General features: G+C 63.2%; 19 protein-coding genes. 7 read left to right on the plus strand and 12 right to left on the minus strand.

What is annotated here, in order from left to right:
- Nucleotides 1-89 precede the first annotated feature (89 nt).
- Nucleotides 90-293: a hypothetical protein gene (locus U5A58_RS24620; protein ID WP_321963414.1), complete on the plus strand. Its 204-nt coding sequence runs from the start codon at nucleotides 90-92 to the stop codon at nucleotides 291-293.
- Nucleotides 294-822: 529 nt separating this feature from the next.
- On the opposite strand, the gene U5A58_RS24625 is transcribed toward U5A58_RS24620, so the two are convergent.
- From U5A58_RS24625 to U5A58_RS24645, 5 genes are all read right to left on the minus strand, one after another.
- The gene (locus tag U5A58_RS24625) at nucleotides 823-2,136 is read right to left on the minus strand and encodes an NAD(P)/FAD-dependent oxidoreductase (RefSeq protein WP_321963415.1); all 1,314 of its coding nucleotides are present in this window, start codon (nucleotides 2,134-2,136) and stop codon (nucleotides 823-825) included.
- Between the two features lie 17 nt (nucleotides 2,137-2,153).
- Nucleotides 2,154-4,070 carry an SMP-30/gluconolactonase/LRE family protein gene (locus tag U5A58_RS24630; protein WP_321963416.1) on the minus strand — a complete coding sequence of 639 codons (1,917 nt, stop codon included), beginning with the start codon at nucleotides 4,068-4,070 and terminating at the stop codon, nucleotides 2,154-2,156.
- Between the two features lie 393 nt (nucleotides 4,071-4,463).
- Nucleotides 4,464-6,149 (minus strand): class I poly(R)-hydroxyalkanoic acid synthase, encoded by a 1,686-nt coding sequence (phaC, locus tag U5A58_RS24635; protein WP_321963417.1) that lies wholly within the window; start codon nucleotides 6,147-6,149, stop codon nucleotides 4,464-4,466.
- Entirely contained in the window at nucleotides 6,146-6,634 is a 489-nt protein-coding gene (locus U5A58_RS24640; protein WP_321963418.1) for a MaoC family dehydratase, read from the minus strand. The genes phaC and U5A58_RS24640 overlap by 4 nt, the downstream gene beginning before the upstream one ends.
- A 213-nt stretch (nucleotides 6,635-6,847) precedes the next feature.
- Nucleotides 6,848-7,795 (minus strand): DMT family transporter, encoded by a 948-nt coding sequence (locus U5A58_RS24645; protein ID WP_321963419.1) that lies wholly within the window; start codon nucleotides 7,793-7,795, stop codon nucleotides 6,848-6,850.
- Nucleotides 7,796-7,941: 146 nt separating this feature from the next.
- Here U5A58_RS24645 and U5A58_RS24650 point away from each other — a divergent pair, with 146 nt between their 5' ends.
- On the plus strand, nucleotides 7,942-8,718 hold the full coding sequence (locus U5A58_RS24650) for a helix-turn-helix transcriptional regulator (RefSeq protein ID WP_321963420.1): 777 nt from the start codon (nucleotides 7,942-7,944) through the stop codon (nucleotides 8,716-8,718).
- A 61-nt stretch (nucleotides 8,719-8,779) separates the two neighbouring features.
- Here the strand turns inward: U5A58_RS24650 and U5A58_RS24655 are convergent, their stop codons facing one another.
- Nucleotides 8,780-9,499: a TetR/AcrR family transcriptional regulator gene (locus U5A58_RS24655; protein ID WP_321963569.1), complete on the minus strand. Its 720-nt coding sequence runs from the start codon at nucleotides 9,497-9,499 to the stop codon at nucleotides 8,780-8,782.
- A gap of 347 nt (nucleotides 9,500-9,846) precedes the next feature.
- Between U5A58_RS24655 and U5A58_RS24660 the strand changes: the two genes are divergently transcribed.
- The 5 genes from U5A58_RS24660 (at nucleotide 9,847) to hydA (ending at nucleotide 17,043) form a co-directional block, all read left to right on the plus strand.
- On the plus strand, nucleotides 9,847-11,112 hold the full coding sequence (locus U5A58_RS24660) for a Zn-dependent hydrolase (protein ID WP_321963421.1): 1,266 nt from the start codon (nucleotides 9,847-9,849) through the stop codon (nucleotides 11,110-11,112).
- Nucleotides 11,113-11,233: 121 nt separating this feature from the next.
- Nucleotides 11,234-12,628 (plus strand): NAD(P)-dependent oxidoreductase, encoded by a 1,395-nt coding sequence (locus U5A58_RS24665; RefSeq protein WP_321963422.1) that lies wholly within the window; start codon nucleotides 11,234-11,236, stop codon nucleotides 12,626-12,628.
- A 62-nt stretch (nucleotides 12,629-12,690) separates the two neighbouring features.
- The gene (preA, locus tag U5A58_RS24670; RefSeq protein WP_321963423.1) at nucleotides 12,691-13,968 is read left to right on the plus strand and encodes an NAD-dependent dihydropyrimidine dehydrogenase subunit PreA; all 1,278 of its coding nucleotides are present in this window, start codon (nucleotides 12,691-12,693) and stop codon (nucleotides 13,966-13,968) included.
- A gap of 73 nt (nucleotides 13,969-14,041) precedes the next feature.
- Nucleotides 14,042-15,544 (plus strand): NCS1 family nucleobase:cation symporter-1, encoded by a 1,503-nt coding sequence (locus U5A58_RS24675; RefSeq protein WP_321963424.1) that lies wholly within the window; start codon nucleotides 14,042-14,044, stop codon nucleotides 15,542-15,544.
- Between the two features lie 44 nt (nucleotides 15,545-15,588).
- Nucleotides 15,589-17,043, plus strand: a complete 1,455-nt coding sequence (gene hydA / locus U5A58_RS24680; RefSeq protein ID WP_321963425.1) for a dihydropyrimidinase — start codon at nucleotides 15,589-15,591, stop codon at nucleotides 17,041-17,043.
- Nucleotides 17,044-17,058: 15 nt separating this feature from the next.
- On the opposite strand, the gene U5A58_RS24685 is transcribed toward hydA, so the two are convergent.
- The 6 genes from U5A58_RS24685 to U5A58_RS24710 form a co-directional block, all read right to left on the minus strand.
- Nucleotides 17,059-17,916 (minus strand): lipase family protein, encoded by an 858-nt coding sequence (locus U5A58_RS24685; RefSeq protein ID WP_321963426.1) that lies wholly within the window; start codon nucleotides 17,914-17,916, stop codon nucleotides 17,059-17,061.
- Between the two features lie 138 nt (nucleotides 17,917-18,054).
- The gene (locus tag U5A58_RS24690; protein ID WP_321963427.1) at nucleotides 18,055-21,030 is read right to left on the minus strand and encodes a patatin-like phospholipase family protein; all 2,976 of its coding nucleotides are present in this window, start codon (nucleotides 21,028-21,030) and stop codon (nucleotides 18,055-18,057) included.
- A gap of 392 nt (nucleotides 21,031-21,422) precedes the next feature.
- Nucleotides 21,423-22,202, minus strand: coding sequence for a phosphoribosyltransferase (locus tag U5A58_RS24695; RefSeq protein WP_321963428.1), 780 nt, complete (start codon nucleotides 22,200-22,202; stop codon nucleotides 21,423-21,425).
- 54 nt (nucleotides 22,203-22,256) lie between these two features.
- Nucleotides 22,257-23,027 (minus strand): hypothetical protein, encoded by a 771-nt coding sequence (locus tag U5A58_RS24700; protein WP_321963429.1) that lies wholly within the window; start codon nucleotides 23,025-23,027, stop codon nucleotides 22,257-22,259.
- Between the two features lie 94 nt (nucleotides 23,028-23,121).
- Nucleotides 23,122-24,240 carry a patatin-like phospholipase family protein gene (locus U5A58_RS24705; protein ID WP_321963430.1) on the minus strand — a complete coding sequence of 373 codons (1,119 nt, stop codon included), beginning with the start codon at nucleotides 24,238-24,240 and terminating at the stop codon, nucleotides 23,122-23,124.
- Nucleotides 24,241-24,315: 75 nt separating this feature from the next.
- The gene (locus U5A58_RS24710; RefSeq protein WP_321963431.1) at nucleotides 24,316-24,879 is read right to left on the minus strand and encodes a TetR/AcrR family transcriptional regulator; all 564 of its coding nucleotides are present in this window, start codon (nucleotides 24,877-24,879) and stop codon (nucleotides 24,316-24,318) included.
- Between the last annotated feature and the right edge of the window lie 21 nt (nucleotides 24,880-24,900).

Consider the following 24,900-nt stretch of genomic DNA (forward strand, 5'->3'; position numbering starts at 1 on the left):
GACCCAGAGCCAGAGCCAGAGCCAGAGCCAGAGCCAGAGCCAGAGCCAGAGCCAGAGCCAGAGCCCGACCCAGAGCCCGACCCAGAGCCGTGGCCACCGCCTGCGCCGTTCCCGCCACCATTACCACCGCCGTTCCCGCCGCCGTTCCCGCCACCATTACCACCGCCGTTCCCACCGCCGTTCCCGCCGCCGTTCCCGCCGCCGTTCCCACCGCCGTTCCCGCCACCATTACCACCGCCGTTCCCACCGCCATTACCACCGGCCGCAGCAAAGGCCGCGCCCGACAGGGCTAAAACGAGCACCCAGACCACGGCCTGCTTGATTGATCGGTTCATCGTCCCCCCCAATTTCGCGCAAGCCGATTCAAAAACCGCGTCTGGCTCGCGCAAAGCCGCTCCGCGCGTCGCTCCACAGGCGCGCAAGCGATATACCTCGACTCGCTCCCCTGGTGCGTCGTCGGCATTGTTCAGAGCAACTATCGTCGTTGCGGTCCCGCCGGTTACTAGCGGAGCGCAATAACATATCGCTGCAAAGTGCGGTGACTTGAAACGCAAGTCATCCACCACTTGATTCGCATTACGAAGCAATATGATTCATATGATTCATTCGCGCGGCAAACACAGGGCCGCCTTATGGGGATTGTCGGGGCTAACCGTTGCGATGGGGTGCGTTGGCGAAGAAATGCTAGCGAATGGCGGGGAAGGGACGCCACGGCAGGGGACGGCAGCACGCAAAAACAAAGCGCTTTCAATGCGCAAACTCTAATTCAACAGGAAGCAGACGCCGGACATGCCTGCGCGGGGTCAGGCCCGGCAGCGTGCCCTAATGCGAAGCCACTGCGCTCGCATCTTCGCTGCCACGAAACCGGTTTTCCGAGTCGATCATGCGCCGCTTCCGTGGCGGCACATTGTTGACGACGCGCATCGCCGTACGCATCGCACCGAGCGCGAAGCGGCCGACAATGGGGCGATGGATCGCGTCGCGCTCGTCGAACTGCTTGCGCGATTCAGCGACAGCGTGAAAGCCATAGCGGCGCATCTGTGCTTCATAGTCGGCAATCGCATCCACGAGCGCCAGTTCGCCGCGCGCAACGCGCACGAGTTGCGCGCCGAGCAGTTGCGCATCGCGCAGCGCCGTATTCGCACCGACGCCTCTGCCCGGCGTCATCAAATGGATTGCATCGCCGAGCACCGTAACGTTCGAGGCTGGCCAAGGGTCGACGGGCACCGACGTGCGCACGTCTACGGCAAAAGTCGTTGAGAGGTCCGACGCGCGAATCAACGCATGCAGGTTGGGGTGCCAGCCGTCGGTCATCTGCGTGGCAAGCGCGAGACGGGCCGGCGCTTCGAGTTTCATCGGGTCGGCGGGGACGTTGCGGCGCGCGCCCCATACGCCCCACATCAGGTAGTCGCGCGTGTTGTCGTAGAGCAGCCCCGGCCAGCGTTCGATCAACGCGGCGTCGTTGCCGCCGACGCCGGATCTGGCGCCGGCCGGGTCCCAGTTGAATTCCATCACATGGATGATTGCGCCATAGCCCTTCGGCGCCGATATCAGCGTAATGCCGTCGAGCACCTTGGGTGGCAGCAGCGCGCGGTTGGCTTCGGTCATCGGCACCTTGGCCGCGATGCTCACGATGCCGGTGTTTTCGAGCCTCGCGTGCGGCAGCAGTTGCCGTCGCACCTTCGAGCGCGCGCCGTCGGCGCCGACCAGCACGTCGGCGCTCGCGCGCGTGCCGTCAGCAAAGTGCGCGGTCACGCGGCCATCGGCATGCTGCTCGTATTCAACGAAGGTCTTGTCGAAATGCACGCGTTCTTCGAGCCCCGTAAGCAAGACCTGGCGCAGCGTCATGCGGCTCACCGACTTGCCGCCATCGATCTCGCTTTCGCCGATCCCGACCGACAGCAGCTCCGACATGCGTTCGGTGAGCATGTTGAAGTAGCCTGGCGTGCGCGCGCAGGTGGCGAGGAACGTTGCGAAGCGTTCCGGCGGCAGCGCGGCCTTCAGTGCGGCAAGGCAGTGCTGATCGATGCCGACGCGATAGCCCTGCAGACCGTCGACGCGCGTTCGATCCCGTTCGTACACCTGAACGTCTACGCCGGCACGCTGCAGACTATACACCGGGAAAGGCAAGGACACGCGTAAAGGCCATGCGGTTACGGGTGCCAGCGATAAACCACGATGCTCGATCCGTTGTAATTGTCTTTCGTGATCACGTATTCGCCGCTCGAGCGCAGGTACGCGCGTATGCCATACATCGAATCCACGTCGTTGCCAACATCGATTGCGGCTGGATTCGAGTTCGTCAGCGTCGTGACGAGACTGCCGGTGTCGAGGTCGAACACGTCGATATTTGGCACCGTATGCACGTAGCCGACGAACAGATAGTGTCCGGCCGCTGCGATCGATTTCGGATTCGGACTCGTGAGATCGATCACCGGACCCGGCGCGCTCGTGTTGCCCGCTTGCCAGCCGTGATAGACCTCGATGTGACCGTTCATCGCCGTCCAGTCCCAGCTTCCCGCAATGCCTTGCGCGAGGATCATCGTGTCGCTGTCCGCCTGATAAACAATGCGCGTGAGCGGCCGCACGGTGCGCGGAATCTGGATCATACTGGCTGGGCCCCATGACGGTTTGCCGTTCGCGTCGAAGCCCGCTAGCGGGTAGTGGAATATCTGGTTGGTGCGGTCGAGACCGGCCCAGACGTCGCCATTGCCGTCGATCGCGAAGCCGCCCGTCACCTTCGTATTCGTATTGAACGCCTTGCCCGGAATTGAGCCGTCGGGAATGGCGATATAGCCGCTCGACGGCTGGAAATGAAAGAAGTTGAACGTGTCGGGATTCTGACCGGAGGCGACGAGAATGCGGTTGCCGCCCACCACGACGAGTTGGCCGAAAAACTGGCCGCGCTGATAGTCGCTCATGTTCAGTCGCGGATCGGTCGGCCAGGTGAACGGATCGATCGTGTTCGCGACGAACGTGCCGCCTGACGTACCGGTGTAGATGGTGTTGCCGCTGTAGAAGTTCGCGCCGTCCGTTGCCGGGTCGGGCGCCGCGATGGCCTCGAAATTGAGCGCCTGCACCGTCCACTGCAGCGTGCCCGTTGAGCTGTACGAATGAATGTCGGTGCTGCCGTTGCGCCCGAGATCCCAGTCGCCACCCCACGCGTTATTGAGCACGTAGAGATTGCCGGCTGCGTCCTTGCCGATTCCTACGACGCGCGTGAAGCGCTTGTCGCCGACTTGCCCCTTGATGCCCGTGGTGGTGTCGAGATAGCCGCCCTGCACGCCGAAGGTGCCGACCAGCGCCTGCACACCGGTCAGGGCGTAACACTTGATGTTCATGTCGGGCCCTTGGTCGCCAACCAGCAGCTGATTCGTCGGCGCGTCGAAATCGAGCGCCGATGGGCGGGCGCTCGCGGCCATCTGGATCGTGTTCAGCAGTGCGCCGCTCGGGCTGAACTGCGCGAGCACGCCAGCGTTTTCGCGCGCCACCCAAACGTTGCCGGCGCCGTCGATGGCAAGTGCGCCGGGTTGCTGCACGCCGATGTCGCGCTGCCAGACGCCGTCGGTCGTGTACACGCGTACGCGGTTGCCGTAGTAGTCGCTGGCGTAGAGCAGTGTGCCCGCTGTTGCGAGACCCGTGATCACGTCTGCGTTCTGGATTCCGGTCCACGTGCTGACTGCAATGCGCAGGTCGCGCGCATTCGCGTTCCGGTTGTAGCGGCCCACGGAGCCGCTGCCGAATGCGCGGCTGTAACCGAGCGCGACGAAGATCGACGTCGCGTTGCCGGTAATGGCACTGCCCTGAAATTCGTCGTGTGCCCCGACGGTGCCGCGCGCGGCGCCGTTCTGATAGAGCGCTACGCCGCCCGCGTTTTCGTCCCAGCGCGATGACGTGTAGATGACCCCCTCGGGCGCAACCCACATCGAGCGTGCGCCATTACCGACGTGGGCGGCGAGCGTGCCAAACGTGTTGGCGAGCCAGTCGGTCGTGTATTGCGCGTGACTGGCGGGCGCAATGGCGGCGACGAAGACACCGAGGAGTGCCGCACGAATCCGGCCTTTGAACATACGCCGTATTTCCCATAGACATCGCACCAGGATGGCGCGAATCGCGGCGCATAAAGTGACCGGACTGGAAGCACCGTTACATCCAGGAGGTCATGCTTTGTGCGCCCCTGCCTATGAAGTGTAGTCAGGAAATTGCACTCGGCGTTTCAACCCGTTCATGGGTTTGGGTAAATGGTGCGCAGCGGATTTGCCAACGGTATGCGCGTTGAGTTGACGATGGCAAATACGTGTCGTCGCAACGAAGCGGCCATTCCGGAAAGCCCGGTAGCGGGGCACGGCGAAAGGCCGCCCCCTCTAACACGAGTTGCGTGGTTTGGAACATCGCCATGTGTTTGGCGAGCGTGAGTTAGTCAGGGCCGCGTAGCACGTGCGATGACTGCTCGCACGCGTCGCTCAACTCGAGCGCGTCTTGACGTAACGCCCGGGCGCGGGCTCGGTCGGCCGGAATTGCGCATTTCCGAGCTTCGTGCGCGCCTTGACTCGCCCACCTGCGTGCGGTTGCAGCCACGCGATCCAGTGGTTCCACCATGTGCCCGAAGCCTGCTGCGCAGAGGCAAACCAACCATCGGCGTCACTTGCCCGATTGCTGTTCACATCGCCGCCTGCCCAGTAGCACCGTTTGTTCTTTGTCGCCGGATTGATGACGCCAGCGATATGTCCGCTTGCCCCGAGCACGAACTGGGTCTCACCGCCAAGAAGCTGGGTGCTGCGCCACGCCGATTTCCACGGAACGATGTGATCCTCCTGGGTCGCCAGCACATAGGCCGGCATGTCGATGCGGCCGAGGTCGACCGGAACGCCGCACATGGTGAGCTTGCCGGGCACGCGCAGGTTGTTTTCGAGGTACATGTTGCGCAAATACCAGGTGTACATCGGGCCGGGCAGGTTGGTGCTATCCGCGTTCCAGTACAGCAGGTCGAAAGCCGCCGGGCTTTTCCCCTTCAAATAGTTGTTGATCACGTTAGGCCAGATCAGATCGTTGGCGCGCAGCATCTGGAACACGAAGCCGAGTTCACGCCCCGGGTAGATGCCGCCGCTACCGATCGCCCGCTCACGCTGCAACACGGTTTGCTCGTCGATGAACACACCGAGATCGCCCGGATCGGTGAAGTCGAGCATGGTCGTCAGCAGCGTCAGGCTCGCAACCTTTTCTTCTTCGCGCGCGCGTATCACCGCGAGCGCCGAAGAGAGGATCGTGCCGCCCACGCACCAGCCAACCGTGTTGACCTTGTCCGCACCGGTAATGGCAAGGGCGACATCGATTGCCTCCATCACGCCCGATTCCAGGTAGTCGTCCCATGTCGTATGCGCGGTTTGCGCGTCGGGGTTGCGCCACGACACCATGAATACCGTTTGCCCCTGCTCGACAGCGAAGCGAACAAACGAGTTTTCAGGCTGCAGGTCGAGAATATAGAACTTGTTGATGCAAGGCGGCACGATGAGCAACGGGCGTTTGGCTACGTGCGTGCCAAGCGGGACGTACTGGATCAGCTGAAACAGGGCGTTCTCGAAGACAACCGCCCCTTTGGACACAGCAACGTTTTCACCCACCTCGAAGGCGGCCTCGTCGGTAATCGTAATGGTGCCGCGGGCGAGGTCTCCAATCAGATTGGTCATGCCAGTCCGCAGGCTTTCGCCGTTCGACTCGATGGCCATGCGGATCGCCTCCGGGTTCGTGGCGGCGTAGTTCGTGGGGCTCGCAGCATCGATCAACTGGCGCATGAAAAAGCGCAGTCTGTGCTTTTCGCGTTCGTCATAGCCCGTCGCGCCGATCATGTCTTCGAGCAGGCCGCCATTGGCGAGGTAGCTCTGCCGCAGCAGGCTGTACCAGGTGTTGCTGGTCCACTCATCCGCCCGAAACCGCTGGTCGCGGCATGCCTCGCTGCCTGCAGGCTGCAGGTTCAGCATGTTCGTCCACAGCGCCCACTGCTGCCCCCAGTAGCGAGAACCGGCTTCCTGCAACACGGCTGGCGCAACGGCTGCGCTCGCGGGAATACCGGCCAGCGCGTTCAGGAAGTCTTTCGCCGAGCGGGAAAATCCGTGCGCGACCTCGTCGGGCATATTGAAGAGATTGCTCATGCCCGTTCCAATGCAGTATTCGTGAAGTCGTTTGCCGAACGCTCTTCGGGAGCGCGATCCGCGCGTGAAGTGGGCATGACGAGCGCGTCGCCGTCGATCACGACCTTGCCCTGCACGGTGCAGACGGTGTCCAGCACGACGCGCCGCTTGCCCGGAATGAGTTCGCGCACCGTCACGGTGGCTTGCACCGTGTCGCCCGGCCTCACGGGCGCCTTGAAGCGCAGATTCTGCCCGAGGTAGATTGTGCCGGGGCCGGGCAAGCGGCCGGCGATTGCGGCGGAAATAATGCTTGCACTGAGCATGCCGTGCGCAATGCGCCCCTTGAAGGGCGTCTTGCGCGAAAACTCTTCGTCGATGTGCACGGCGTTGTTGTCTCCCGACGCGCCGGCAAACAGCACGATATCCGCATCGGTGATGGTCTTGGCGAAACTCGCACTCATCCCCGGTGCCAGATCTTCGAAGTCGTATCCTGCAATATCATTCATACGCTATCCTAAAGATATGATTGTCGCTTGATCTGTTGGGGCATGCGGCGATGGCGGTTCACCTCACCTCGCGTAGCGTGGCGGACGATGCTGTCGCGGCCCGACGATCATGTCGCGATTGTTCACACGAAATGTCGTCAGTACAGGGTTCGTGGTCGAATTCGCACAATACGGCAAACACGGATATCGCATTTACGATTGGACGCCACAGTTTTAAGATTTCGCGCCATCGTCGGCTTCGGAACGGGGCGCAAAAAAGGCCGCAATCGGCACGCGCCACGTTTGCGCGAGCAGCACGCCAGCGAGCGCCACGCCGCCGCCCACGAGATGATGCGCGTACAACCGCTCGCCGAACGCGCCGACCGCGAGCACCGCGGTGAACACAGGCAACAGATTCATGTACATGCTGCAGCGGTTCGGGCCGAGGTGCTTCACCCCTTGCATCCAGAAAAACGGCAGCACGACCGATGCGAGCGATCCGGCGTAGGCGATGAGCGGCAGGCTCGCGCGCGTGGGCAGCGCTTCGGCGAGCGGAAGGCGCGCCATCGGCACGAGCATGAACAGCAACGCTGCGATCGCCTGGAAATACGTCGATTGCCACGAAGGCAGTCCGACATGCCAGCGCCTGAGCAGCACGCCATAGAGCGCGTAGGCGGCGCCTGCGCAAAGCATCAGCAGGTCGCCCGCATGCACGCCGCCCGCGAGCAGCGCCGCAGGACGCCCGCCCGTGATCAGCCACACGAGTCCCGCGAACGACAGCATGCCGCCAGTGGCCATGCCGGCCGTCGGCGTTTCGCCGAGCAGCACGACCGAGAGCAGCATGGTGAGCAGCGGCACGAGCGCGGTCATGATGGCCATGTTGGTGGCCGTCGTCGTTTTGGCGGCTTCGTACGAGAGGCACTGGAACAGCGCCATTGCGAGCAGGCCGAGAAAGGCGAGCCTGGGCAGTTGCGCAATGATTGCGGCGCGGTTGCGCCACGCACCCACGGGCACGAAGAGGCTCATCAGCGCGACGGCGAGCACGAGGCGCCAGAAGGTGATGGCGTACGGATCGATGGTGTGCGCGGACAGGCGCGACACCATGACGTTGCCGGACCACAGCGCAATGGCAGTAACCGGAAAGAGCGAATAGAGCGCGGAGCGCGAGGAAGGAGCGAGCATCGGGGGCAGGTGGGTGAGTGGAACGAACCCAGAGATTGCGCGCCCAGAATGGGGGCTGTCTCGCGCTAGAATGGCGACTCCTGTCGCAAAACTGCCAGCTAGATTCAACCCAACTTCAACTCAACTTCGACCCAACGCACACGCCGATGACTGTCCTCCCGCCGCCGGACGTGCACGTTCCCTTTGAAAACACGCCAATGCCGGTCGCGGCGCTCGCCGCCGACTACCCACACGGCGCGTTCGTCGCCACGCATAGCCATCGGCGTGCGCAGCTGCTCTATGCGGTCGAGGGGGTCATGCTGATCGAAGCGCAGGCGGGCCGCTGGGTCGTGCCGCCAACGCGTGCGGTATGGCTCGATGCCGGGCTCGAGCACACGGTACGCATGAGCGGCAACGTGCGCATGCGTACCGTGTTCGTGGAACCCGGCGCTGTAGCGGATCTGCCGCAAGGCAGCTGTGTGGTCGAGGTGCCGCCGTTACTGCGCGAATTGATTCTTGGCGCGGTGCAAGTGCCGCTCGACTACGCGCCGGGCGGCCGTCACGACCTGCTCATGCGTTTGTTGCTCGCCGAACTCGCGGTGATACCGCGACTGCCGCTGTATTTGCCCTGGCCTGCCGACGCGCGATTGCGCAAACTCTGCGACGCGATCATCGCCGCGCCGGATGCGCCCCACGAAGTCGCGCATTGGGCGCACAGGCTGGGCATGGCGGAGCGCACGCTGCACCGCGCGTTCCAGCGCGAGACCGGCATGACGCTTGGGCGCTGGCGCCGGCATGCGCGGCTCTTTCTGGCGCTCGAGCGTCTTGCGCAAGGCGAGAAGATCGTGACCGTGGCACTCGACCACGGTTATACAAGCCAGAGTGCGTTTGCCGCGATGTTCAAGCGGCATTTTGGTGTTGCGCCTTCCGAGTTTTACCGCTGAGATCAATGGCCCACGCATTCCTGCCAGCAAGACGGCGATCGGCACGACGTTGCCGATTTTCTTATTGCCCAGGCGTGCGCGCGCCACTTGCACGCAAGATCAATCGCACCACTTCCTCGGTGCTCGCCTCGAACCCCGCCGTGGAAAGGGCGCGCTTGCCCGAGAGCGCGCGAATTTGCGCCTCGAAATCGGCATAGTGCTGCGTGGTTGCCCAGATCATGAACAGGAGCGTCTTCGGATCGACGGGGGCGAGCAGTCCTTCGGCAATCCAGCGATCGATCAGCGTGACGCGTGTCTCCATCCATGGCTTCACGCGCTTGAGCAGGATGTCCTGCATATGTGTCGCACCACTAATGATTTCGTTCGCCCACACTTTCGACCCAAGCGGCCTGCGTCGCGAGAGTTCCATCTTCGCACGCACATAACCGCCAATGGCTTCGACCGGATCGTCGCTCGCGTCGAAGGTGTTGGCGGCCGCATTCCATTCCTCGAACAGGTCGTCGAGCACGCGCCAGTAGAGCGCGAGCTTGGTCGGGAAGTAGTAGTGCAGATTCGCTTTCGGCAGGCCCGCGCGCTCGGCGATCAGCGCCGTGCTCGCGCCTTCGAAGCCGCGCTCGGCGAACACGGCCTCCGCGCAGGCGAGCAGATGCGCTTCGTTCGACTCGCGAATGGCGGCTTTGCGACGGCGCGGCTTGTGCGTTGCGTCAGCCGCTTCCCGTTCGTGCGCCGTGCCGCGCAGCGCGTGGGTCGCGGCTCGCGTGGTGGGTTCGTCGTCGCGCATGATGATCGGTCCGTTCAGAAGGAAAGAGGCGGCGCGCGGCTCCCGCGCCTTTGACGGCTTCATTGTAGTCACGATGTAAGCGCCTCGTGCATTCGCCGCACTCGGGGAAAACGCGTGGACCGGCGCGGGCGCTTTCGCGCACTGCAGCATCGATGGCATGCTTCTCGCTGGTAACACCGCATTGAATTCGCAAAGTTTATCGTCTACAACCTGTCCAATCGGACAGGATTCGCGGGGCGAGGTTTCGGCAATCGCGAAGAGCCATCGAGGTGTGCACCGCCATGGTTCTTCCTGCCCCAGAAGGTGGCACGAATGCACGTTTGACGAACACGCACAGGAGGACACGCATGAACGCAGTAAGCGAAGCCGCGCTGACGACCGCGATCCACGTGAACGGCCAGCGTTTGTGGGACAGCCTGATGGAGATGGCGAAAATCGGCGCCACGCCCAAAGGCGGTGTGTGCCGTCTCGCGCTCACCGACCTCGACAAACAGGGACGCGATCTCATCGTGCAATGGGCGAAAGAGGCGGGCTGTACGGTGAGCGTCGACCAGATGGGCAACGTTTTCATGCGCCGCGCGGGGCGCAACAACGACTTGCCGCCCGTGATGACCGGCTCGCATGCGGATTCACAGCCCACGGGCGGGCGTTTCGACGGCATCTATGGCGTGCTGGGCGGGCTCGAAGTGATCCGCTCGCTCAACGATCATGGCATTCAGACCGAGCGCCCCGTTGAAACCGTGATCTGGACCAACGAAGAAGGCTCGCGTTTCGCGCCTGCAATGGTCGCCTCCGGCGTGTTCGCGGGCGTCTTCACGCTCGATTACGGACTTTCGCGCAAGGATGTCGATGGCAAGACCATCGGCGAGGAATTGCAGCGTATCGGCTATGCGGGCGACCTGCCGTGCGGCGGGCGCAAGATTCACGCGGCGTTCGAGCTGCATATCGAGCAGGGGCCGATACTCGAAGCCGAAAACAAGACCATTGGCGTCGTGACGGATGCACAGGGCCAGCGCTGGTACGAAGTCGTGCTCACGGGGCAGGAAGCGCACGCGGGTCCCACGCCCATGCCGCGCCGCCGCGACGCGCTGCTGGGCGCCTCGCGCGTCGTGCAGCTCGTGAACGAAATTGGTCTGCGCCACGCGCCGCTCGCCTGCGCGACGGTCGGCATGATGCAGGTGCATCCGAATTCGCGCAACGTGATTCCGGGCCGCGTGTTCTTCACCGTCGATTTTCGCCATCCGCTGGACGACGTGCTCGCGCAGATGGACGCCGAACTGCGCGAAGGCATTGCGAAGATCGCAGAGCAAGGCAAGCTCGAAGCGCAGGTCGAGCAGATTTTCTATTACGCGCCGGTGCCGTTCGACAAGGCCTGCGTGAGTTCCGTGCGCGCGGCGGCTGAGCGCTTTGGCTATTCGAACCGCGAGATCGTTTCGGGCGCGGGCCACGACGCTTGCTATCTCGCGACGGTCGCGCCGACTTCGATGGTGTTCGTGCCATGTATCGACGGCATCAGTCACAACGAGATCGAAGACGCGACGATCGACTGGATCGAGGCGGGTGCGAACGTGCTGCTCCACGCCATGCTCGAACGCGCGAGCGAACCCGGCTGACGCTTTTGACGCTAGCGCAAGCGGCCTGAGAGCCGCGTTGTCATTCCCGTTGTCCCCACGTATCGGCTGTGCGTCCCGCACAGCCGGCGAGTCCGTGTTTTGCCTCGCAAGGAGCATCCGGATGTCCCAGCCCAACTCGAATGCCGCCGACGGCATCGCACCTGGCCGCCTCACCGCCGAACAGCTAGGCTGCAACTTTGCCGACGTCGCGCCGCCGCTTTCCGCCAACGCCGCTGTCATTGCCGCCGACCGCTGCCACTACTGTTACGACGCGCCGTGCGTAGCGGCCTGCCCGACCGGCATCGATATTCCGGGCTTCATCCGCAAGATCGGCAACGGCAATCTCAAGGGCGCTGCGCGCGATATTCTGGGCGCAAACCCGCTGGGCGGCACGTGCGCGCGTGTGTGCCCAACCGAGATTCTCTGTGAAGGCGCATGCGTGCGCAATCATCAGGATGGCGAACCAGTGCAGATCGGCGCGCTGCAGCGCCATGCCACCGACTTCCAGATGGCGCGCGAAGCCGCCGGCGCGCCGGCCCTTTTCAAGCGCGCCAGCGAGACGGGGCGCCGCGTTGCCGTGGTCGGGGCCGGGCCGGCTGGGCTCGCCTGCGCGCATACGCTTGCGCTTGCCGGGCACCGCGTGAGTGTGTTCGACGCGCGTGAAAAGCCGGGCGGCCTCAACGAATACGGCATCGCGGCATACAAGGTCGTCGACGACTTTGCGCAGCGCGAAGTGCAATGGCTGCTTTCCATCGGCGGGATCGAAATACATCAGGGGCAGCGCCTTGGCCGTGACATCACCCTAACGGAGCTGCGAGCCGCGTATGACGCCGTGTTCATTGGCGTGGGCCTCCGGGGCACGCAAGCGCTTTCCATCGAAGGCGAAGCGCTCGATGGCGTGCTCGACGCCGTGGAATTCATCGCGCGCCTGCGCGAAGCCGGCGATCTCTCCACGCTGGCCGTGGGCCGCAAGGTGGTGGTGATCGGCGGCGGCAATACGGCCATCGATGCCGCCGTGCAAAGCCGCAAGCTGGGCGCGGAGCAGGTGACGCTTGCGTATCGGCGCGGCGCGGCGCAGATGAGCGCTACCTGGGCCGAACAGGCCTTCGCTCGCGCACAGGGCGTGGCGCTGGTCGAATGGATGAAGCCGCTGCGCATTACGGGCGACGCGCGCGTGCAGACTGTCGAGTTCGAGCGTACTGCGCTCGACGCGGGCGGCGCGCTGCGCGGCACCGGAGAAGTCGTGCGTGTCGAAGCCGACATGGTGTTGAAGGCCATTGGTCAAAAGCTCTTACCCGAAGGCCTGGTTGGCGTCGATGCCCTGCAACTGACCGCAGGCGGTGCGCGCATCGCTGTGGATGCGGATGGCGCGACGTCCATCGAAGGCGTATTCGCTGGCGGCGACTGCGCGGGCCACGGCGCAACCGACCTCACGGTGCAGGCCGTGCAGGACGGCAAGCTCGCTGCGCGCGCGATCGACCGCTACCTTGCGAGTCAGTCCGCCAGAGCGGCTTGAACTGCGCGGCTTGAACTGCGCGATCAACACATCGAAACCAGACAATTCGAAGGAGTCGCATCATGGCCGACCTGCGTTGCACGATCGCCGGCATTGAATCGCCCAACCCGTTCTGGCTCGCGTCTGCGCCGCCCACCGACAAGGCCTACAACGTCAACCGCGCCTTCGAGGCGGGCTGGGGCGGGGTGGTGTGGAAAACACTCGGGCTCGACCCGCACGTGGTGAACGTGAGTTCGCGCTATGGCGCGACCACCTGGCGCGGCCAGCGCATTGCCGGGCTGAACAACATCGAGCTCATTACCGACCGGCCGCTCGACGTGAACCTCAAGGAAATCGCGCAGGTGAAGCGCGACTGGCCCGACCGCGCGCTTATCGTCTCGCTGATGGTGCCGTGCACCGAGCAAGACTGGAAGTGGATCTTGCCGCTGGTGGAAGACACCGGCGCCGACGCGGTGGAGCTGAACTTCGGTTGCCCGCATGGCATGAGCGAGCGCGGCATGGGCGCGGCCGTGGGGCAGGTGCCCGAATACATCGAAATGGTCACGCGCTGGGTGAAGGAGGGCACGCGCCTGCCTTGCCTCGTGAAGCTCACGCCCAACGTGACCGACATACGCCATGGCGCGCGTGCCGCGATGAAGGGCGGCGCGGACGGCGTCTCGCTCATCAATACGATCAACTCGATCGTGGGCGTCGATCTCGACGTGATGGCGCCGCTGCCCACCGTGGATGGAAAAGGCACGCACGGCGGCTACTGCGGCCCCGCCGCGAAGCCCATTGCGCTTCACATGGTCGCGGAAATCGCGCGCGACCCGCAAACACATGGCCTGCCCATTTCCGGCATCGGCGGTATTTCCGACTGGCGCGACGCCGCCGAATTCATCGTGCTCGGTGCGGGAAGCGTGCAGGTTTGCACCGCGGCGATGCATTACGGATTCCGAATCGTCAGCGACATGATCGATGGCCTCTCCAACTGGATGGACGACAAGGGCTACGCGAACCTCGACGCGATTCGCGGCCGCGCGGTGCCCAACGTCACCGACTGGCAGTACCTGAACCTCAACTACGACATCAAGGCGCGCGTCGATCAGGACCGCTGCATTCAGTGCGGCCTGTGCCATATCGCCTGCGAGGACACGTCACATCAGGCCATTACCGCCACGCGCGACGGCAAGCGCCACTTCGAAGTGGTCGACGCGAATTGCGTCGGGTGCAATTTATGCATGCATGTCTGCCCGGTCGACCAATGCATCACGATGGAGCGCGTCGACTCGGGCCGCTACGCGAACTGGACCACGCATCCGAATAACCCTGCACGCGTGGCCGACCCGAAAGCCGCCTGACGCATTGAAACCGCACTGAGCCGAACCGGACGAAACGAAAGAAACCAACGACAAGCCACGGAGAACCGCAACCATGAGTCAACCCTTGACTGGCGACGCCAGCGCGCGCCGCGCCGAAAGCGAGTTATACAACGACGATCTCGCGCCAACCGGCGCTGCGCAGCGTACGTGGCGCTGGTATCACTTCGCGGCGCTCTGGGTGGGCATGGTGATGAACATCGCCTCGTACATGCTCGCGGCGGGGCTCACCGAGCAGGGCATGTCGCCGTGGCAGTCGGTGCTCACGGTGCTGCTCGGTAATCTCATCGTGCTCGTGCCGATGTTGCTGATCGGGCACGCAGGCACGAAATACGGCATTCCCTATGCTGTGCTCGTGCGTTCCTCGTTCGGCACCCAGGGCGCGAAGTTGCCTGCCATGCTGCGCGCCATCGTGGCGTGCGGCTGGTACGGCATCCAGTCGTGGCTGGGCGGCAGCGCCATCTATACGCTCATCAATATCCTCACGCATAACGCGCTGGTGGGCGACGCGCTGCCGTTTCTCGGCATTTCGATCGGCCAGGGCGCGTGCTTTCTCGTGTTCTGGGTGCTGCAACTCTATTTCATCCTGCACGGCACCGATTCGATCCGCTGGCTCGAAAGCTGGTCCGCACCCATCAAGGTCGTGATGTGCGTGGTGCTCGTGTGGTGGGCCTGTTCGAAGGCAGGCGGGGTGGGTTCGATGCTCTCACAACCTTCCCAGTTCGTCGCGGGCGGCAAGAAGGCGGGGCTCTTCTGGGCGACGTTCTGGCCCAGCCTCACGGCCATGGTGGGCTTCTGGGCCACGCTTGCGCTCAACATTCCCGACTTCACGCGCTTCGCGAAAACGCAGAAGGACCAGTTCGTGGGGCAGGCCATCGGCTTGCCTGTTCCGATGGCGCTGCTTTCGGTGGTTTCCGTGGTCGTGACTTCGGCGACGGTGGTGATCTACGGCAAGGCGATCTGGGACCCTATCGACCTCACGAGCCGCATGGAAGGTGTTGGCGTGGGCATCGCGCTCGTCATCCTCACGCTCGACACGATGTGCTGCAATCTCGCCGCCAATCTTGTCGGCCCGGCCTACGACTTTTCCAGCCTCTGGCCCAAAGCCATTTCGTACAAGGCGGGCGGCCTGATTACCGCGGGCATCGCCATTGTGATGATGCCGTGGAAGATTCTCGCCACCACGCAGGGCTACATCTTCACCTGGCTCGTCGGCTATTCGGCGCTGCTCGGGCCCGTAGCGGGCATTCTCATCGTCGACTACTTTCTCGTGCGCGGCACGCGCCTGAATACGGCCGAGCTATTCGAGGAAAACGGCGAATACGCTTACTCGAACGGCTGGAATATGGCAGCGGTGATCGCCCTCGTCCTGGGCGTGCTGCCCAACCTGCCGGGATTCCTCAACACCGCGTTTCCGAACGCGTTTCCTTCCGTTCCCGACGCGTTCAAAAGCATCTACACCTACGCGTGGTTCGTGGGGCTTGCCATTGCGGCGATCGTGTATGGCGTGATGATGAAGCTCGGCAAGAGCCGGCGTCCGAGCGTGGCGAGCGCGTGAGGCATGGCGGCGTGAAATCGTTCAACTGAAGGAGACAGGGCATCATGGCGATCCTGATTCGAGGCGGCACCATCGTCAATGCGGACAAGAGCTGGCGCGCGGACGTGCTGTGCGAAAACGGCGTGATCCAGGCCGTGGGCGAGAACCTCGACGCGCCTGCGGGCGCGACCGTGGTCGACGCGGGCGGCCAGTACGTGATGCCGGGCGGCATTGACCCGCACACGCATATGGAACTGCCGTTCATGGGCACGACGGCTAGCGACGACTTCTACACGGGCACGGCGGCCGGTCTCGCGGGCGGCACGACGTCGATCATCGACTTCGTGATTCCGAGCCCGAAGCAGCCGCTCATGGAAGCGTTTCGCGAATGGCGCGGCTGGGCCGAAAAGGCCGCCGCCGACTACGGCTTTCACGTGGCGGTCACGTGGTGGGACGACAGCGTGCATCGCGACATGGGGTTGCTCGTGAACGAACACGGCGTGTCGAGCTTCAAGCACTTCATGGCATACAAGAACGCCATCATGGCCGACGACGAGATTCTCGTGAACAGCTTTGCGCGTTCGCTGGAACTGGGCGCGTTGCCCACCGTGCATGCCGAGAACGGCGAACTCGTCTTCCAGTTGCAACGCCAGTTGCTTGCGCGCGGCTTCACGGGGCCGGAGGCGCATCCGCTTTCAAGGCCGCCGGAAGTCGAGGGCGAGGCGGCGAATCGCGCCATTCGTATTGCGCAGGTGCTAGGCGTGCCGGTGTATATCGTGCATGTCTCGGCGAAAGACGCGCTCGAAGCCATTGCCCGCGCACGCAGCGAAGGGCAGCGCGTGTTCGGCGAAGTGCTCGCCGGGCATCTGGTGATCGACGAGTCCGTCTATCGCGACCCGGACTGGACGCGCGCCGCCGCCCATGTCATGAGCCCGCCGTTCCGTACGAAAGAGCATCGCGACGCGCTTTGGCGCGGCCTTCAGGGCGGGTTGCTGCATACCACGGCCACCGACCACTGCGTGTTCTGCGCTTCGCAAAAGGCAATGGGCCGCAACGACTTCACAAGGATTCCGAACGGATGCGGTGGCGTGGAAGATCGCATGGCGGTGCTGTGGGATCAGGGCGTGAACACGGGACGGCTTACACCAAACGAGTTCGTGCGGGTGACCTCCACGAACGCCGCGCAGATATTCAACCTGTACCCGCGCAAGGGCACGGTGGCCGTTGGCGCAGACGCCGATCTGGTCGTGTGGGACCCGGAGGCCACGCGTACGATCTCGGTGAAGACGCATCATCAAAACGTCGACTTCAACGTCTTCGAAGGCATGACGGTGCGCGGCGTGCCCACGCACACGGTCTCGCAAGGCGAGCTCGTGTGGGCGAACGGCGATCTGCGTGCGCGGCGCGGCGCCGGGCGCTACCTGAAGCGGCCGGCGAATCCCGGCTATCTGCAGGCGTCGCGGCTTGCGAAGAGCTTGAAGGAAACGCAACCGGTGCATCGCGAGGGCGATGCGTCCTGACGGCGATGCGTCGCTTCAAGGCACCAGACTTCTCACGTAGTTGATCGGGGCGTGATCTGCGAGGTCGCGCACCACGACGTTACCGATGCGCCACGCGCAATTGAGCAGATAGTCGTCGCGCGCGGCGCTTCGGTCCGCTTGCACGAAGGCGTCGTCTGCGTGCGGCGCAAGCTCGCCCTCGCGCGTGATGTAGTTCGACGCTCCCGCGTGGACGTATCCGCTAAGCGTGGGCGGCGGCAAATCGGTGATGAGATCGCAGCAGTCGACATAGCGCGTGATGTGCAACCCGTTGAGTGTTGCGACGAACGCCGCGTTGCCCACTCGCGGCGAGCCGATCGTCACGAGGGCGCTTGGCTTGCATAGGCTGGCGAAGAGCGTCGCGATGGCCGCACCAAGGCTATGGCCCGTCAATATGAGTTGCGATCGAGTCGGCCCGGTCTCCTGCAACCAGTTCTCCACTGCGTTGCGCAAGCCGCGGGCAGCGCTCGCAAATCCAGCGTGAACCTGGCCAGCGCTTTCCGGCCAGTCCGTCAAGTTGAATTTCAGATCATCCGCGATATCGCTAATCGACTGCGGGTCCGTTCCGCGGAAGGCGAGGATGGCGAGGCCGTCGGCTTGCCTCACGGCGCCAAATCCGTGCACGTCATCCCCTGTAAAGTTGAAGGTGACAGCGCCTTGAAAACCGACCAGAGCGAGCGCTTGGTCGAGCTGTTGGCGTTCAGCGGCGCCATTCTCGTAGCGTATGTAGGCAAGGCGGGCGAATTCGGCACACAGTCCGTCGATGTCATAGTTGACACCGGCGGTGAACACCGTTGGCCTGAGTCCCGGTGAGTTGAGCGCGTTGAGCGACGGATCGTAGGGGATAGTCGGCATGTGTACCTCCATTTTCGCGTTGAGCTTCTTCTTTGTTGCCGCGCATTCGCGGGGCAATGGCAGATCACTGCGGGGCTCGAATCGATAAAGCGGGCATAGAATCGCTTCCGGGATAAAAGCGCTTCAAAAGCGTGCCGCTTACTGCATTAGATTGCGCATCTGCGAGTAGCCCAACTCGCGATGCGATTCCCACTGGATGTCATCGAAAAACTGGTTCGCCGTGGTCTCGTTCGGAAACGTGCGGTTCTGCTTGCGATACTCCCGCACGTCGGGCGGCGCGGCAGACGTGACGCGAGGCTTGATGACCAGTATCTGCCCATCGCTTGCGTCGGCGAACTTGACCGCGAACTGGAGCGCGAGAAACTTGCGCTTCTTCCTGAATTCCCCGATCGACAGTGCGATATGGGCCGGATTCAGGCGCAATGACGACGGGAGCGGGAGCCGCGTGGCCGGCTCGCGAATTTCGGCGCCGAAATCGACGCGCGCGCGGCGAATCAGGTTCGCGATATCGCCGAACCGATATTTCGGATCGTAGCCATTGTCGATCAGCACGATGAATTTCAGCTTACGCCGTAGCAATTCATAGGCGCCGGTGTTTTCGAAATGACCGCCGTCGGTGAGATACCAGCGCCGGCCACGAGGTCCGTCGAATTCGCCCATCAGTTCGTCCATGAGGCAGAACTGCGTGCCGAAGAGCTTCTCGGAGAGAAAACGGTGAGGGAGATTCGCATCGGGTATCGGTACACGCTTGCGCTCGAAGTTCACCGCACCGAACCGGAACGGCTTCGAATACGTGTCCCACCAATAGCCCAGGCGGATATTGGCCACGCCAAGCAGCAGCGAGTAGCCGACGTGCGTATTCTGGCCGAGCCCGGTGCTCACCGCCGCACCGGAAATGGCGACCCAGTCTCCGAGCGTCATCGATTCGAGCCAGATGTCACGCGTGCGCAAGTCGCCGCGCACGTAACACGCCGGCGTCGAAATATCGTTCGCGCTTTCCCATTCGCACTCGAGCACGCCGAGCCTCGCGCCCACGGTCATGCCCGCTGGTCCGATACTGAAGGCGAGCCCCCGCGCGCCGCGCTGCACCAGCGACGAGTCCCAGTCGATCGTCTTGTTGATCGTCGCGTTGATGAGATGTACCGGTGCATGGCTGCGTGAGTGGAAATATTCTCCCATCGTGATGCTGTCGCCGGCTACGAGATTGGTCACATCGCGCATGGCGGGCGTGCGCAACCGCTCGGCATTCGTTGCGCCCAGGAAAGCGCGGGTGAGCCGTGTGCTATAGAGCCGCTGATAAGTCGAGAGGTTCAGGAACTGAATGCACAGGCCATCGACGATCGCGAGCATGAGAAAGGCGACGCACAGGATCGCCATGCGCGTGGCGTAGTCGTGCCCGTTGCCGTAATGCCGCCATATGACCATCGAGATCGAAAGGGCCACGGCGGACCAGAACGCCAGCGTCGCGAGCGCGGCGAAGATAGCGGCGACCGAAGCGAGAACGAGGCGCGGAATCTTGGCCAGACCGCCAACGATGTTGTCGCCTTGCGCTAACAGGAACCGCGCGAGACTCCATAGCACCGCCCCGATGCCGGCCAGCGCGCCAAGCGGGCCGGAGTTCGTCGCGCTAAGGAAGTTCATGGACACATGGCGAGTGGCTTCGTATGTGAGGCCGCCGAGCGCGTCGACGAGTGCGAGAAGCAGCAACCAGAGCACGATCTGAATTGGACCGGCGCCGACACGATGTCCACAGAGGCGAAGCGGTGTTGTGAACGCGTTCGTAAGCGCATTGCGCAAGCGGTCGACGAAGGCTCGGCTGTCCGAGCGCGGCGAAGAGGAGGGCGTCGACCCGCGGAACCACGATTTGCCGGAGCCGCTGCCGCGCTTGCCGACATACAGCCATGCAATGATGAGATACAGGGTGCCGAGCACGCCGGTGCTTATGACGAATATCGCAGCGAGAAGCTTGCCGGATGGATGCTTGAGCTGGCCGAGAAGGAGGGTTGCGATCGGCTTTGACGATCCGTGGTTGAAGATGACGATCGTACTGACGGCCAACGCGGTGACCACGAAGAGCGAGATGAATGGCAGCCACTTGCCGACGAAACCCGTTTTCTGCGCGAGGTTCTGGGTCAGCCAGTAGGCGCGACTGAGCGGAGAGAAAACAAATGCGGCGATGAAGACGGCAATGGACGCGGGCAACAGCGAGCGGGCCCACCAGATGTCGGGCACGGCCGACTGCAGCGGCGCCCACCAGGGGTCGCCCACGATCAGCGGCGAACACCAGACGTCGGGTACGGACGAGAGCAGCGGAGACCAGCACACTTCCGGCGAAACCAGCTGCAATTGCTTTAGACCGGCTGTGGCCATCGATGGGTGCGTCAACCAGGTCGCCGGGTGCGGCGAAAGTACGTAGAACCACCAGACGTTCGATGCTGGCGAGGGCGGCCCGAGGAGCTGCTCCGCGAGGCCGTGCGCGGCGAAGTCCAGCAGGCCAAACGCAAGGAGGATAGTCAGGAGCGATACGCCGATTACGTACTGCACGGCGAACCAGTTTCTCATCGAGAACACGAGATATTGAAGGTAGTCCTTCAAGCCGTTCGGCACGAGATAGTTGCAGTTGTCGCGCAAATAGGCGATGGGCGTGACCGCGTTCGCAGCGTCAGGCTGCGCGTCCGGGCATAGTTTGCCCGACGCGCTTTTGGCTTGGTCGATATAAGCCGACTTTTCAAGCTGCAGGTTTCCGGCGCGCAGTTCGTCCGGAACGAAAAGACTGCCATAGAATGCGCCGATGTAGCTGCCGCCGGATACCGTGGATAGATAGTCGAAATGCTTGAGCGTACCCTTGTCCGCCATCGCCTGAAGGATACCTAACGAAAATACGGCGCTTCGTATGCCGCCGCCCGAGATGGCCAGGCCGCAGGCATCGGTGGCATGAGGCAACGCGGAAAGGCCGACCGCATGCCGGTGTCGCTCGACCTGCGCGTGCTCGCGGCGGGAGAAGTCCGTGGGCAATTGCCAGGACGGCGCGGGCGGGGGCGTTGCCGCCCTGGCGCGTGTGCAGGCGGGCCGCAGTAGGGTCCTGACAAGGAACGAGAGGAGGCCCGGCATCATTCACTCCTGTTCTCTGGACGATGAACGGCGCAGCACTTGTCGCAGTGGCAGGACAGACAGGCGCAGAACGCGAGACCGTGGCGTGTTCGAACTGCGGCGGCGAGCCCTGGCATGCGCGCAAGCCCGCCCGCCGGCTGCTACCGAAGCGGTGCTGGAACCGGGCGAACGTGAAGCGCTAACGGCTGGCGCTTTGCAGATGCGCTTTCGAACACATATGAGGAAATTAAAGGCCGGATAGTGGGACGCGTATGTGATCTGGCGAACACAAGCGGCGCAAACACTTGAGGTAACTCACGTAGCGCTGGGCGCTTGACCATGAGGTCGTGTGGTGAGCGACTGGTTTGCTTACAACGTGCGGGTACGCGTCGGCGCGGTGAGTGCCGACTCGATCGTCAATCAAACGCGCTTATTCTGTATCGTCTGCCATGAATGGTTTTATAGATGATGGAGAACGGGCATTCGCTCAATATGGCGCTGATCAGAGACTCGTTGTTGCAATAGATTTCCTCGGGACCAACTGCACGAATGGCATGCACGATCGAATGATAGTCACCGTTGAATGCCAGGCGGCAATCGACTCTCCATTCCTGCTTCAGGTTCAATGGGTAGTTAGCGTCGTCGATGGCCAATGTTTTTTTATACCGTTGATCGTCCAGCAGTGCCGCTTGCGCCTTCGCGAAATCATCGAGGCACTCGTGGCTGGTGACATAGCGCTCCCATGGCAAAACCGCGTGCACTGAAGAACAGTCTTTGTAGTGGTCCGCTTGCGCTCTGCTGTTTGCGTGGTGCACCAGTGTCAGCACCCTGATCGAAGACTCGTCTTTAACAAGGGAAAGCAAATAATCGCGGCAATTGGTCAACGTATATCCCACGCCGGCAACGTCGTCCACCAGCAGGATTCTCTTGCCTTCCTTGATGCAGGCGTCGACAAGATCGAGCGCTTTCTTGTTTTTTATCTCGGCCCTAGCTTCGCGCCGATCGTAATGAACAAAGTCCACGGGCAGGCCCAACATCTGCGAAAGCATCAGGGCGGGTATCGCGCCGCCTCGCAAGATGCCGAGTATCAAACCCACGTTTTCGTTAATCAGTGGGTCTCTTTTGGACAGGCAAAACGCTTCTATGTCGTCGTAGCCATAGAAGTAGACGGGGAGTTTGGCGAACTCGGTGTCCATCTATTTTTGCTCCATCTTAAGGACGAAATTCAGGCTCACGTGGCGTCAATTCATCTACAGCGAAAGCGGCAGCGCAAGATGCCGCGCGTACATCAGATCGCGATGTTCAAGCAAAATGGGATCCAGCGCCGCGTCGGTCTCGGGGTCGCGCATTTCGAATGCGGCCCGCACGCTCGCGTCCATCGGACACAGGTCATCCGGTAGCGGGCGGAAAAGTCCGACAACACTGGCACTGTAAACATCGACCGCGGTCACGGTTTTGCCGATGTAATACGAGGACCCCGCCGCCCGCTGCGCCTTCAGACGCGCGGCCAGCGTTCCCAGCACGGCGGTTACGCGCCCGGTCGCCGCCGCGCCGGTTTCCTGGCTGTACCCATATTTCTTGCCCAGATATTTCGCGACCCGCTCGGGGAAGCCGCCGCTATTGTGCAAACCTGCATGAATCAGCTGCAAACGGCGCGACCATCCCAAACCGCACTCGCCGCACAGTTCATGCGCGAGGCCGAAAGCCAGAGCGCGCTCCGCGGGGTCGTCCGGCAGCAACGAAGGCGTGGGCACCAGCCGCTCCGCGAGCAGAAGAATATCCGCCCAACCGCGGCGCGGCCGCTCCTGCCCAACCATGAGCACGGGCGCGCTCAACTCCCCGGTCCACTGTTTCAGGGTCTCGCTGTCGTAGGCGAGTCGCACGGCGGCCCACTCGATACCCTTGATATGCAGGATGCCCTTGGCCGCCTCGCTCCAGGGGCTAGGAACGCCGCCGACCACGACCATGCGCAATCCGTCCCGCTGGACTGCTGTTTCGACATCGATATATTCGAACGGCATCGATCTGCTCCCTCAAGGCCGAGTCCAGGTCGATTCCTGGGCCACCGTGCGCGAAGCGTCACTGTACGCTATTGGGCCGCCGTTCGAGCGAGCGTCACTGCGAGTGCGGCGCGTTGCCTTGCTTGAGCGTTGGATCGAGCAACGCGTCCTTTACGTCAAGCGAAGACGTCTGTCCGAGATTCGCGTAGTCATGCTCGAGCCATCCGTCCGCCACCTCGCGTCCGCGCTCGAACAGCGTCTTGAGCAACGACCAGGACGTACTGCTCTTGGAGACGAAGCCGAACTTCGCGAGAAAATCGTCGTCGCGAATCAGATGGAAGCGGACGGTCTTGTAGCGGCTTTTGCTTGCGGCTTCCTCGCCAACCGAGTCGAGAACGCGGTTGACCGCTTCGATCGCGTTGATCTCCAGCACGACGGAAGCGTTGAAACCGATTTCGTTGAGCCGCTCCAGAATGCCGCGCGCGTTTTTCGGCGGCATGTCGTGGCGCATGAACGGATTCACGAGAATCAGGATGAGGTCCTGCGCGTGGCCGATCAGCGGCGCCAAAGGCGGATTGCCCAGATAGCCGCCATCCCAGTACGGCACGCCGTTGACCTCCACGGTACGGAATTCGCTCGGCAGGCACGCGGAGGCGCGCAGCACCTCGACGGAAATGTCGGGCTGCGTGAAGATGGCGCGCTCGTTGGTTCGTACATTGGTCGCGCAAATGAAAAGCTGCGGGGCGCCGCGCGTTGTGTTGAGCGTGGAGAGAGCCGTTTTCGAAAGGGTGGAGTGGATCAACGGGCCGAGCGGATCGCGATAAAAGGGATTGTTGTAAGGCGAGGCGACGAGCCCCACGACCTCCGTGAAAATGGCGCCGGGACTCCAGTCGATATTCCAGCCGCCGAACGGCCCAGGCTCGGAAAAGCCGAAGAGGGCATTGCCGGCCAGCGTGCCGGCGCGCGACACCGCTTCCCAGAAGGTGCGAAGCATCTCGCGCGCCCTCGCTGCGCCGCCGGTGGCGAGGCCCGCTGCGCACAGCGCCGCATTGATGCCGCCCGCGCTCGCGCCGCTGATCGCCGCGACGTTGAGTGGCGTTCCCTGCGATGTCGCTTCGAGCAGTCGATCGAGCACGCCCCACGTGAACGCGCCGTGCGAGCCTCCGCCCTGCAGCGCGAGCGCGACTTTGGGGCCTGACTGTTGCATGCCGCTCGGGGATTGCTCGGTCGCCATGGCTCTTCTCTCGTCGTCATCGCGTTGCTGGCCATCGTACGCGCGAGCGGGAATGCGCGTGCTATGGATGCTGCATCAGCAACGGGTCAGGGCGGGCGTCGCTACCTCCAGCGCATGCGTCAGCAGGGCGATTGCCAGTCGCTCACCGGCGGCATTGGCCGGAATGCGTCCGTCGAGCGCCAGCGTCGCGAGGCCGTGAACCAGACCCCAGCAGGCAAGTGCTCCGGCCTCGGCCCAATCCGGCGCCAGTTCCGCCACCCGACGCGCCATCAGTGCGTAGGCGCCCCGGCAGTCACCGTGGGGCAGCGCGAGTCCGGCGCCATCTGCGAACATCAGCCGGAACAGCGCAGGATGCGCGCGGGCGAAGGCAACGTAGGCCAGGCCCTGCGCCGTGAGCGCTTCGTGCGCGTTGTCCGCTTGATCCGCGCGCGCGGCGTCTGTTTCCAGCATGGCAAAGCCCTTTAGCGCGACGGCGCCCATCAGCGCGGCCTTGTCCTCGAAATGGCGATAAGGCGCCATGGCCGAAACACCGGCTGCCCGCGCAACGGCACGCAGGCTGACGTCGCTCTCGCCCTGTTCGAGCAGGGCCAACGCGCAGTCAACCAGCCGGTCACGCAGGGACGCTATCGAATCGCTCATGGCTGTTTACACTGTAATCAT

Source organism: Paraburkholderia sp. J7, from assembly GCF_905220155.1.
Lineage (GTDB): Bacteria > Pseudomonadota > Gammaproteobacteria > Burkholderiales > Burkholderiaceae > Paraburkholderia.